The organism is Ruminococcus sp. FC2018 (genome assembly GCF_000621805.1).
GTDB lineage: Bacteria > Bacillota > Clostridia > Oscillospirales > Ruminococcaceae > Hominimerdicola.
The window spans coordinates 1-12068 of sequence record NZ_JHXH01000021.1 but is presented as its reverse complement, the minus strand read 5'-3'; the positions used below and the strand labels follow the sequence as shown (position 1 = coordinate 12068).

Here is a 12068-nt window from a genome sequence, read left to right as displayed (position 1 = left end):
AATGAAAAAAGTTCTTGTTTGCGAAGATGAAGATTCCATAAGAGAGTTTGTGGTGATAAACCTTGTGAGAAGCGGATACGAGGTCGTGGACGTGAATTGCGGCGAGGACGCTCTCAAGGCGTTTGACGACAACTCGGGACAGTTCGATGTGGCACTTCTGGATATAATGATGCCCGGCATTGACGGAATGCAGGTGTGCAAAAAGATAAGAGAACAAAGCGACACGATCGGTATAATCATGCTTTCTGCAAAGTCTCAGGAAATGGACAAGATATCCTGCCTTATGAGCGGCGCAGACGATTATATCACAAAGCCGTTCTCTATAAGCGAGCTTATCGCAAGAGTAGATGCGGTATGCAGGAGAGTTTCAAGGTCAAGCGCAAAGCCGGAGGAGGCTTCGGTGATAACCTCGGGTCCGTTCACTCTCAATCTCAAGAGCAGGACTGTTTTCAAAAACGGCGAGCAGGTGGATCTGACACAGGTGGAGTACCAGATAATGGAGTACTTCTTCAGAAACCAGAACACGGCTCTTGACAGGACCAGCATACTGAATCACATCTGGGGCGAAAGCTATTACGGTGACGACAAGATAGTTGACGTTAATATCAGAAGAATAAGAATGAAGATAGAGGACGAGCCGTCTAACCCCAAGTATATCCTCACTATCTGGGGCTTCGGGTACAAGTGGTCGGCAGGCAACCAGTAAAAAATCTTAAATGATCGGAGCGCAGGAAGTTGAAAAAGCCGGAAATTAAATATGGCAAGCACAGCATTACCATGCACTGGCTGAAAAACAGCTTCGGCGTTATGGTGGCTATACTGCTGATTATAGTGCTGCTGCTTATCCTTCTTGTCAGGGCGTATTATTACAACTCGGCAAAGGAATATGTCAGCTCAAAAATGAATATCGTATACACTGCCGTCAAAAGCAGCCTCAATACGGGCAAAGCTAATCTCAACGCTTCGATACGTTCCTACGTTGAGGGCTATGAGGACAAGGACAGGATAGAGCTTATGGCTATCAACAACAACGGCAGGGCGGAGGTCACCTCGTCGGGTTTTTCTCCTTCGGCGGAAAGCTCCATGCCTGACCTTGATGAGGCGAAAAAGTCAGATGACGGCTTTGCGGTGCAGATATATGAGCTTTCCACAGGCGAAAAGGTAGTTGCCGCAACGGTCATGATAAGCGCAAGGGACAGCCAGTTCAGCGCACTTCGTATGCTGTCTTCCATGAAAAAAGTAGATAACCAGATACTTATTATCGGTGCAACCACCCTTGTGGTCAGCCTTGCTATCATGATACTTATTTTCTTCTCTGGTATGTTCTTTATACGTTCTATCGTTTACCCTATAAGAAACATGGGCGAGATGACACGAAAATTCGCAAAGGGTGATTTCTCCGAAAGACTGCAAAAGGAGTCCGACGACGAGCTTGGGGAGCTGTGCGACTCTATAAATTACATGGCTGACGAGCTTTCAAATACCGAGCAGATGAAAAATGAGTTCATATCCTCGGTATCCCATGAGCTGAGGACGCCCCTTACGGCAATAAAAGGCTGGACCGAGACGGTCACATCCATGTATGAGGACAGGGAGACATTCAAAAAAGGCATGAGGGTAATAACCAGTGAGACAGAAAGGCTTTCCCAGATGGTGGAGGAGCTTCTGGACTTTTCAAGGATACAGGATAACAGGCTTACCCTTATCATGGATACTATCGATATTCTGGCGGAGCTTGGTGAAACGGTGCTTATATATCAGGAAAGGGCGAGAGCTCTGGGTATAACCCTGAATTACTACGAGCCTGAAATGCTGTCGTTCGTTTACGGCGACAAGAACAGATTAAGACAGGTGTTTATCAATATCGTTGATAACGCCATAAAATATTCGGACAAGGGCGATACCGTTTCGGTGGAGGCTTACGAGGAGCATGGAGAGATATGTATATCTATCTCCGACACGGGAATGGGAATTTCAAAAGATGACCTGCCCAAGGTAAAGACTAAATTCTTTAAGGCAAATCACACACGCAGAGGTTCGGGTATCGGACTTGCGGTGGCTGACGAGATAATACAGCGTCACGGCGGAACTCTCACTCTTAACAGCGAGGAGGGCGTAGGAACAACGGTGCTTATCACCTTGCCCTGCATTGAAAACAAGAAGGAGCCTACCATAGTTTCCGCAGAGACTACCAACGACGTTCAGCTTATATCATCTCAGCCCGAAACAGAAAGGACAGAACCGGAAAATGAGCAGCAGTAAGCAGACCCAGTCAAAGGAAAAATTCAAATCCAAAATAGGCGGACAGGCTGTTATCGAGGGAGTCATGATGCGAGGCATCGATAAGGCTGCCATGGCGTGCCGTCTGCCAAACGGTGAGATCGACCTGGAGGAGTGGGGCATAAGAGGCGGAAAGAACACCCCTGTTTACCGCAAGATACCCTTTGTACGTGGGATATTTGTGTTTATAAGCTCGATGATCGACGGATATAAATGCCTTTCACGTTCGGCGGACAAACAGATGACCGACGAGGGCGATGAGGAACAGACAAAGTTTGAAAAATGGGTGGACGAAAAGCTGGGTGACAAGCTCATGCCGGTGATAACCACTGTGTCCATTATTCTGGGACTGGGGCTTGCTATCGCACTTTTCATGCTGCTTCCAAGCGGACTTTCAAAACTTGTTGACAGGTATATAGTTGAGCTGCCTGCCACGGTGAAGAACATTATCGAGGGTCTGCTTAAAATCGCAATATTTGTGGGGTACACCTCCCTTACGGCTCTTATGAAGGATATACGCAGAACGTACGAATACCACGGGGCGGAGCACAAGACCATAACCTGCTACGAGCACGGTGATGAGCTTACCCCGGAAAATGTGAAAAAACACAGCAGGTTCCACCCACGCTGCGGAACAAGCTTTATTTTCCTTGTGCTCTTTATAAGCATTTTTGTGAACACCGTTTTCAGGGTGTCATGGGGAAATCTTCTGGTGAGAACGGTAATAAAGCTTTGTCTTCTGCCTGTGGTCATGGGTATATCCTATGAGATAATCAGGCTTGCGGGCAAGTACGATAACATCGTTACAAGAGTGGTATCCGCACCGGGATTGTGGATACAGCGGATAACCACAAGAGAGCCTGACACAAGTGAGATAGAATGTGCTATAAAGGCACTTGAAGCTTGTATCCCCGATGACCCGGAGGAGGACAGGCTGTGATAAAATATGCAGAGCTTCTTAAACAGGCGGCGGCAGACTTTGAAAAAGCCGAGGTGGAGGACGCTGCGCTTAACGCCCGTGAGCTTCTTGGCAGGGCATTGGGAATAAACTGCCGGGGCAGGGATTTTGAGATAATGCTTAATCAGCAGGTGAGTGCACAGGTGCAGGCGGAGTTTGACGGACTGTGCAGAAGACGCATGGACGGCGAGCCTTTGCAGTATCTTGTGGGCGAGTGGGAGTTCTACGGGCTTACATTCAAGGTGGGAGAGGGTGTGCTTATCCCTCGGCAGGACACCGAAACTATTATTGACACGGTCATAAAAAAAGCACCAAAGGACAGAAGGCTGACTGTGGCTGACCTTTGCACTGGCAGCGGCTGCATTGCTATGGCGCTGGAAAAGCATCTGGACTGCGAACAGATCATAGGCATTGAGCTTTCAGATAAGGCTTTTGGGTATTTGCAGCAAAATATCAAACTTAACAGCAGTACAATGAAAGCGTTAAAGGGCGATGTTACAAAAAAAGAAACGGCGGCGCAGCTGCCAATGTGCGACATAATAACCGCAAATCCACCCTATCTTACGGGAGAGGACATGGCGAAGCTGCAAAAGGAGGTTTCCTTTGAGCCGCAATGTGCCCTGTACGGCGGAGACGACGGGCTGGATATTTACAGGCACATCGTTATCAACTTTAAAGACAGGATAAAACAGGGCGGATTTTTCGCCTTTGAGATAGGCATGGGCATGGAGGACGAGGTCTCGACTCTGCTGGTGCGGCACGGATTTGAAAACGTGCGTGCAAGCAAGGATGCGTGCGGCATTTTCCGGTGCGTGACGGGATACAAAAAGTAAAAGTCCAAAATTTTGTACTTGTATATCGTGAGCACGAACTGTCCAGACAAACGTACAGTTAGTGTGCTATTATATAGACACAGAAAAAATATCGGAGGAATGTACAATGGCGATGGATAAGAAAAAGAAGGCTGCCGGCTCACCGGTCACCAACATTACAGACAAGGAAGAAAGAAAAAAAGCTCTTGATACGGCGATCGCTTACATTGAGCATCAGTTCGGAAAGGGTGCGATAATGAAGCTGGGCGAGGCTAAGGCTATGGACGTGGAGGCAATATCCACAGGATCGCTTACCCTTGACACAGCTCTGGGTATAGGCGGAGTTCCAAGGGGAAGGATCATCGAGATCTACGGTCCCGAATCTTCCGGTAAGACAACCGTTGCCCTGCACGTTATCGCACAGACACAGAAGCTGGGTGGCGATGTGGCATTTATCGACGTTGAACACGCTCTGGACCCTGTTTATGCAGCTGCACTGGGGGTCGACATCGACAATATGCTGGTGTCACAGCCTGATTCCGGCGAGCAGGCTCTGGAGATCGCCGAGGCACTGGCAAGGTCGGGCGCAATAGACTGTATCGTTATCGACTCGGTGGCTGCCATGACCACAAGGGCGGAGATCGAGGGCGAAATGGGCGACAGCCATGTGGGACAGCTGGCAAGGCTTATGTCCCAGGGACTCAGAAAGCTCACATCGGTTATTGCTAAATCAAATACAACGGCTATTTTTATAAACCAGATAAGAGAAAAGATAGGCGTTATGTACGGAAATCCCGAAACCACCCCCGGCGGTCGTGCGCTGAAATTCTATGCGTCGGTGAGAATTGAGGTAAGACGAGGAGAACAGCTCAAGGACGGGGCAAGCGTTGTGGGTAACAGGACACGCTGCAAGGTGGTCAAGAACAAGGTGGCTCCGCCGTTCAAGGAAGCAGAGTTCGACATTATGTACGGCAAGGGTATTTCCAAGGTCGGCGAGATACTTGATATCGGCGTTGAGTTCGGCATAGTCAAGAAAGGCGGCGCATGGTTCAGCTACAACGATATGAAGCTTGGACAGGGCAGAGATAACTCCAAGCAGTTCCTGCTTGACAACCCTGAGATAATGAACGAGATAGAGGGACTTATCAGAGATAAGTTTGCGCAGATGAACGCAGAGGCTCTGCATCCGCCCAAGAAGCAGGAAAGCTCCAAACTGGAGAAAATGGCTAATGCCAGCGCAGGCATAAAGCCCGCAGCTAAGGCTGAAAGCAAGCCTGATGTTCTGGCGGACCCGGAGGAGGATTTTGAGGAATTCGCTCCTGTGGACATTGCAGATCTTGGTAACTAAGGCATGAAAATAACGGGGATAGAAAAGTACAAAGGCTCTACCTACAAGGTCGAATTTGAACAGCAGGAGCCTTGCTATCTCAATATTGAGATAATCAATAAGTTCAATTTAAAGGCAGGCATTGACCTGCCTTTGTCTGCGTGGGAGCAGGTAAAGGAGGAAAGCGACTTCCGCAGGGCAAGAGAGAGGGCTTTGTACCTTCTGGACTACAAGGACTACTCGTATGTTGATATGTTCAAAAAGCTGCGGCAGAATTACGACGAGGAGCTTTGCTACCGTGTCATGCAAAAGCTGGTGGACCTGGGAGTGATAAACGACAGGCGGTATGCCCAGGGGCTTGCACGGCATTACATGGAGGTCAAGCTGTTCGGAAGACGCAGGGCTTTTCAGGAGATGCGGCTCAAGGGGTTGACCAAAGAGGTCATCGACCTTGCTCTTGAAGAATATGAGCAGGGCACCGGGGAGCGTCTGCGCAGGCTTATAGAAAAAAAGCATCTTAGGTATATGACCGATGAAAAGGGGATAAACCGTGCGAAAAACTCCCTTATTCGCTATGGCTACGATTACGGCGATATAAAAGAGGCACTCAGAGAGATACAAATCGATTCGGAGGACGAATGAATTATTCTATAAGTAAAATGACAAGGAACGAATACGGCTTGCTGGAGGACTTTCTCTACGAGGCGATATTCATTCCAAAGGGCATTGATGCTCCCCCAAGGGAGATCATTTACCGCCCCGAGCTTCAGTTGTATATTAACGACTTTGGAGAAAAAAAGTCGGATATTGCCTTCACAGCACGCTGCGAGGGAAAGATAGTGGGCGCAGTATGGGTCCGGATAATGGATGATTACGGGCACATTGACGATGAAACTCCCTCGTTTGCAATATCTCTTTATAAGCAGTACAGAGGCATGGGAATAGGAACGGCTCTTATGAAGACTATGCTGGGGGAGCTGAAAAAGCAGGGATATAAGCAGGCTTCTCTGGCAGTGCAAAAGGAAAACTATGCGGTGAAAATGTATAAAAATGTCGGATTTTGTATCGTTGATGAAAATGAAGAGGAATATATAATGCTGTGCAAGCTTTGAAAGCCTTTAAAACAGGCGGATAGACCCTTGCAGGTGGGCTTTTGGAAACACTTTGGCAAAGTTAGCGGAAAAGCTTGACAAAAAACTTAAAACGTGAGATAATATATTTTATACTTATGATGTGTTTCAGACAGGAGATTAGGTTATGTCAACAAGAGTGGGTATGGTATCCCTGGGATGTCCGAAAAATCAGGTAGATGCCGAGCATATGCTTTACGACCTTAAACAGCAGGGATTTGAGCTTGTTACAGATGCGGCACTTTCCGATGTGGTGATAGTGAATACCTGCGGGTTTATCGAGTCGGCAAAACAGGAGGCTATCGACACTATCCTTGAGTTCTGTGAGCTGAAAAAAGAGGGCAGGATAAAGGCTGTTATCGCAACGGGTTGTCTTTCGGAAAGATACCGTGACGAGATGATGAAGGAAATGCCCGAGCTTGATGCGGTCGTAGGACTCGGATCAAACAGCAGACTTTGCGACATTATAAGAGATGTACTCATTGACAAAAAGACAGTTTGCGCATACGGCGAGAACACCGACCTTCCTATGGAGGGCGGAAGGATAATATCCACAGAGCCGTTTTTTGCATATATTAAAATTGCCGAGGGTTGCAGCAACTGCTGTACCTACTGCGCTATACCCTCAATAAGGGGCAGATTCAGGAGCCGCAGGCAAGAGGATATTATTGCAGAGGCAAAGTGGCTGGCTGAACACGGTGTTACCGAGCTTGTGGTGGTGGCACAGGATACCACACGCTACGGCGAGGATATTTACGGAAAAAGTCAGCTGCCGGAGCTTTTGAAAGAGCTTTGCAGGATAGACGGACTTAAATGGATAAGAACCCTTTACTGCTATCCCGAAAGGATAACCGACGAGCTGCTTGAGACTATTGCAAGCGAGGATAAGCTGGTAAAGTATATAGATATGCCGCTGCAGCACTGTAACGGTGAGATCCTTAAAAGGATGAACCGTCACGGGGACAGACAGCAGCTTGAAAAGCTTGTGGAGCATATCCGTGAGAAGGTGCCGGGAATAGTGCTTCGCACCACGCTTATCACAGGGTTCCCCGGAGAGAGTGACCAGCAGTTTGAGGAGCTTTGCGAGTTTGTGAAAAAGACAAAGTTTGAAAGACTTGGCTGCTTTGCGTTTTCGCCCGAGGAGGGAACTGCGGCGTTTGATATGCCCGACCAGGTGCATCTGAAGACACGTGAACGCCGTGCGGAAGTGATAATGGAGCAGCAGATGATAATATCCGACGAGTTCAATGAAAAGTGCTGCGGCAAGACTCTTGAGGTTGTTTGCGAGGGCTTTGACAGGTATGCGGAGTGTTACTACGGACGCAGTGTATATGATGCCCCGGAGATCGACGGAAAGATATTTTTCATGAGCGACAAAAAGGTGGGTGTAGGTGAGTACGTGAATGTACTTATCGACGAGCCCCTTGATTATGACCTTATCGGTACGAGAGTTTAGGGTTGAAAGTGGGATTATACAGATGAATTTGCCAAATAAGCTTACAGTATTAAGAGTTATACTTATACCGTTTTTTCTGGTGTCGGTGCTTTGGTTTTTTGATGGGCACATGATAGTTGCGCTGGTATTTTTTGCTCTGGCTTCCATCACGGATTTCCTGGACGGGCGCATCGCAAGAAAAAACAATCTTGTTACCACTTTCGGAAAGTTTCTTGACCCGCTGGCGGATAAACTGCTGGTGATGACGGCTCTGATAACCTTTGCTTTTGAAAGGTGGATAGACCCTGTTGCGGTGGTGCTTATCCTTTCAAGAGAATTCATGGTCACAGGTCTTAGACTTGTGGTTGCCAACGAGGGAGTTGTGGTGGCAGCAGGCATCTGGGGCAAGCTTAAAACAGCGTTTACCATGGTGGCGCTTTTAGTGATAATGCTGCTTCAGATCTTCTATCCCGACGCAAAGGGAAGCCCGGATCTTAACTGGGGCGCACCGGTATTTCTTGTAAACGAAGCATTGATATGGGTGGCTGTGATACTTACCCTTGTTTCCGGAGCGATCTATCTCAAGGCTTACTGGAAGTACATAGATTCAAGCAAATGATTATACATAAGATATTTCAAATGCGTATCAGCAAGAGTAGCTTAAACAGCATCGGCACAGAGAGGGCATAGCGGTGAGAGTGCCTGCGGTGAGTTTTTGTGAAGTGCGGCTGACAGCAGGGAAGCAACAACGGCGCAAAGCTCAGTATTCTTCCCCGTAGGTCTGCGTTAAAGACTAAAGAGCCGTGAAAACGGGAAAAACGAAGTGGGACCGTAGGTCGTTTCTGACTTGCCTTCGCAGATGACAGATCTGTCGTCTGTGGGGCATTTTTGTTTAGTGAGGTGTTTTGTATGGGCTTTATAAAAGAGATCAAAAAAGATATACACTCGATAATGGAGCGTGACCCTGCTGCAAGTAGTGCACTGGAGGTGCTGCTGACATATTCGGGAGTTCATGCAGTTATCGTTCACAGGGCAGCACACTGGTTCTATAATCATGACCACAAGCTTATCGCAAGGATGATATCCCAGATAATGAGAGGCATTACGGGAATCGAGATACACCCGGGCGCAAAGATAGGCAAGGGACTGCTTATTGACCACGGAAGCGGCGTTGTTATCGGTGAAACGGCGGAGATAGGCGACTATTGCCTGCTGTATCAGGGCTGCACCCTGGGAGGTACAGGCAAAGACCACGGAAAACGACACCCTACCCTTGGCAACAACGTTATGGTGGGTGCAGGCGCAAAGATCCTTGGTCCCTTTAAGGTGGGAGATAACGCTAAGATAGCCGCTAATGCGGTGGTGCTCAAGGAAGTGCCGCCCAACTCCACAGCTGTGGGCGTGCCCGCAAGGATAGTTCGGCAAAACGGCAAGCGCACTCTTGATCTGGACCAGATCCATATCCCGGATCCTGTGGCTCAGGAACTGGCAGTTGACAGAATGAAGCTGGCAAAGCTTGAAAAGCGTATCGCTCAGCTTGAGGCGATGCAAAACGTCAAGGAGGAAAGTAAAAATGCAGATCTATAATACCCTTACACATAAGAAAGAGGAGCTTGTCCCAAATGTTCCGGGAAAGGTGGCTATGTACACCTGCGGACCTACGGTGTATCATTACGCCCACATAGGCAATCTGAGAAGCTACATCATGGAGGATGTGCTGGAAAAGTATATGCGCTATGACGGGCTGGACGTTAAGAGGGTAATGAACATCACCGACGTTGGACACCTTACCAGTGACGGCGACACGGGCGACGACAAGATGCTCAAAGGGGCAAAGCGTGAGCACAAGACGGTTATGGAAATAGCCGATTTTTACACAAAGGCATTCTTTGAGGACTGCGCCAAGCTGAATATAAAAACTCCCGATGTGGTACAGCCTGCAACGGGAATGATAGATGAGTTCATCAGAGTCATCGGTGTGCTTCTGGACAAGGGCTATGCTTACGAGGCAGGGGGAAATATATACTTTGATACCTCAAAGCTCCGGCAGTATTATGTGTTCGGCGATTTCAGCGAGGACGACCTTGAGGTGGGCGTCCGTGAGGGTGTAGAGGAGGACGGAAATAAGCGCAATAAGGCTGACTTCGTCCTTTGGTTCACAAAGTCCAAATTTGATGATCAGGAGCTTAAATGGGATTCACCATGGGGAGTGGGATATCCCGGCTGGCACATAGAGTGCTCCTGCATCTCCATGAAAAATCTTGGAGAGTATCTTGATATCCATTGCGGAGGTATCGACAACGCTTTCCCGCATCATACCAACGAGATCGCACAGTCAGAGTCCTACCTGGGACACAAGTGGTGCAACTACTGGTTCCATGTTCATCACCTTAACACCACAGGTGGAAAGATGAGCAAGTCAAAGGGCGAGTTCCTCACCGTGTCGCTGCTGGAAAGCAAGGGTTATGACCCGATAGTTTACAGATTTTTCTGTTTGCAGTCTCATTACAGAAAGAGCCTTGTGTTCTCCTATGAGAACCTTGATAACGCAAAGACTGCCTATGACAAGCTTGTGACAAAAATCGCACAGCTAAAGGCTGAGGGAGACACCAAGGGTGTTGATAAGGACAAGTTTGATGAGCTGAAAAAAGGCTTTAAGGACGCTCTTGACAACGATATAAACACTGCGCTGGGCATAACCGCACTTTATGATGTTATCAAGGCGGACACCAACGCTTCCACAAAGCTTGCGCTTATAGAGGATTTTGACAAGGTGCTGTCCCTCGGACTTATACAGCACGCAGACAAGCTTTTAAACGCTCAGCAGCAGGAGGATATCCCACAGGAGATAATGGCTCTGGTTGAGCAGAGAGCGCAGGCTCGCAAAACAAAGGATTTTGCAAAGGCAGATGCTCTGCGTGAGGAGATAACCGCAAAGGGATACATTATAGAGGAAACAAGACAGGGAACAAAGATAAAGCGTAAGTAAGGTGAAAAAAATGAACAAGAATAAAAATAAGACCATGATGCAGCTGGGCATCATGGTGGTGTGTTTTCTGCTGATACTGGCTCTTGCGCTGTTTCTGGGCAGGATGAACAGAAAGAACAAGCCCGATTATGACAACGCTCAGCTTCTCCAGACGCAGGTGCCATCGGACAGCACGCCTGTGGCGGTGTTTGAGACCTCAATGGGCACGTTCAAGGCAGTGATCTATGAGGACAAGGCTCCTGATCTGTGCAAGTACTTTACCGGGCTGGTAAACAAGGGATATTACGATGGGACATACGTTTTCAGCGTTGAGAAGGACGCTTACTTCCTTGGCGGTTCAAAGTCAAAGGGGGGCGAGGACACCTCCGACACTGACACAAAGACCATTACCAAGGAGACAAATGCTGAGCTGTGGCCGTTCAAGGGCTCGCTTATATCCTTCGGCGGCAGCGACGGCAAGTTTTTCAGCTCCAATGTATCCGGCAGCAGGATAATGTTTGTAGGCTCCATAGAGTTTACCGACGACATAGTTTCGGAAATGGACAAACGACCGGGCAACAAGGATATAAACGAGATATTCAAACGCTGGGGCGGCGTTCCAAATTTCTCCCAGCAGTACACCATATTCGGACAGGTATATGACGGATATGAAAGCTACGAAAAGATCTGCGCACAGGGAAAAGGTGATTCAAGCGACACCACGCCAACCACCGAGATAAAGATAAACAACGTTTATATGTCCACCTACGGTGAAAACAAAAACGACAGCTTCTTTACCGAAAAGCTGGGCAGTTCTTCAAAGTAAACGGCAACAAAAAACCACCCGTTAAGGGTGGTTTTTTTTATTATCCTGATAAAAAAACCACCTGCTATGCAGGTGGAATGTATAAACTTTAGTAAGAGCATAATCTGTCCCGCACAATAGACAAAAACGCCTCCTTGATATACAATGTAATAGGCTACCAACCGTATTACAAAAAACCAAGGAGGGATCACCAGATGGATAATAAATCTAATGATACGTATAGTTTAGCACATACGAGCTGGAAATGTCAATATCACATAGTATTTGCGCCAAAGTACAGACGAAAAGCTATCTACGGAAAGCTAAAACGAGATATTGGAGCAATACTGAGA

At 47.9% G+C, this 12068-nt stretch carries 13 protein-coding genes; all 13 read left to right on the top strand.

Annotation, left to right across the window (positions count from 1 at the left end):
• Position 1: 1 nt before the first annotated feature.
• Complete coding sequence (locus T494_RS0110830) at positions 2–706, top strand: response regulator transcription factor (protein WP_028506318.1); 705 nt, start codon at positions 2–4, stop codon at positions 704–706.
• Positions 707–735: 29 nt separating this feature from the next.
• Positions 736–2262 (top strand): HAMP domain-containing sensor histidine kinase, encoded by a 1527-nt coding sequence (locus T494_RS0110825; RefSeq protein ID WP_037344730.1) that lies wholly within the window; start codon positions 736–738, stop codon positions 2260–2262.
• The gene (locus T494_RS0110820) at positions 2249–3220 is read left to right on the top strand and encodes a DUF1385 domain-containing protein (protein WP_028506316.1); all 972 of its coding nucleotides are present in this window, start codon (positions 2249–2251) and stop codon (positions 3218–3220) included. The genes T494_RS0110825 and T494_RS0110820 overlap by 14 nt, the downstream gene beginning before the upstream one ends.
• Positions 3217–4071, top strand: coding sequence for a peptide chain release factor N(5)-glutamine methyltransferase (prmC, locus tag T494_RS0110815; protein WP_051540380.1), 855 nt, complete (start codon positions 3217–3219; stop codon positions 4069–4071). The genes T494_RS0110820 and prmC overlap by 4 nt, the downstream gene beginning before the upstream one ends.
• 106 nt (positions 4072–4177) lie before the next feature.
• Positions 4178–5398, top strand: coding sequence for a recombinase RecA (recA, locus tag T494_RS13045; protein WP_028506314.1), 1221 nt, complete (start codon positions 4178–4180; stop codon positions 5396–5398).
• Between the two features lie 3 nt (positions 5399–5401).
• Entirely contained in the window at positions 5402–6019 is a 618-nt protein-coding gene (locus T494_RS0110805) for a RecX family transcriptional regulator (RefSeq protein WP_028506313.1), read from the top strand.
• Positions 6016–6489, top strand: a complete 474-nt coding sequence (locus T494_RS0110800; RefSeq protein ID WP_028506312.1) for a GNAT family N-acetyltransferase — start codon at positions 6016–6018, stop codon at positions 6487–6489. The genes T494_RS0110805 and T494_RS0110800 overlap by 4 nt, the downstream gene beginning before the upstream one ends.
• A 145-nt stretch (positions 6490–6634) precedes the next feature.
• On the top strand, positions 6635–7963 hold the full coding sequence (rimO, locus tag T494_RS0110795) for a 30S ribosomal protein S12 methylthiotransferase RimO (RefSeq protein WP_028506311.1): 1329 nt from the start codon (positions 6635–6637) through the stop codon (positions 7961–7963).
• Between the two features lie 22 nt (positions 7964–7985).
• Positions 7986–8561: a CDP-diacylglycerol--glycerol-3-phosphate 3-phosphatidyltransferase gene (gene pgsA / locus T494_RS0110790; RefSeq protein WP_028506310.1), complete on the top strand. Its 576-nt coding sequence runs from the start codon at positions 7986–7988 to the stop codon at positions 8559–8561.
• Positions 8562–8851: 290 nt separating this feature from the next.
• Positions 8852–9529 (top strand): serine O-acetyltransferase, encoded by a 678-nt coding sequence (gene cysE / locus T494_RS0110785; RefSeq protein ID WP_037344727.1) that lies wholly within the window; start codon positions 8852–8854, stop codon positions 9527–9529.
• The gene (cysS, locus tag T494_RS0110780; protein WP_028506308.1) at positions 9516–10931 is read left to right on the top strand and encodes a cysteine--tRNA ligase; all 1416 of its coding nucleotides are present in this window, start codon (positions 9516–9518) and stop codon (positions 10929–10931) included. Before cysE ends, cysS begins: the two co-directional genes overlap by 14 nt.
• Positions 10932–10941: 10 nt before the next feature.
• Positions 10942–11736 carry a peptidylprolyl isomerase gene (locus T494_RS13040; protein WP_051540378.1) on the top strand — a complete coding sequence of 265 codons (795 nt, stop codon included), beginning with the start codon at positions 10942–10944 and terminating at the stop codon, positions 11734–11736.
• 194 nt (positions 11737–11930) lie between these two features.
• The coding region (locus tag T494_RS13035) for a transposase (RefSeq protein ID WP_037344738.1) at positions 11931–12068 on the top strand (138 nt) is incomplete at its 3' end.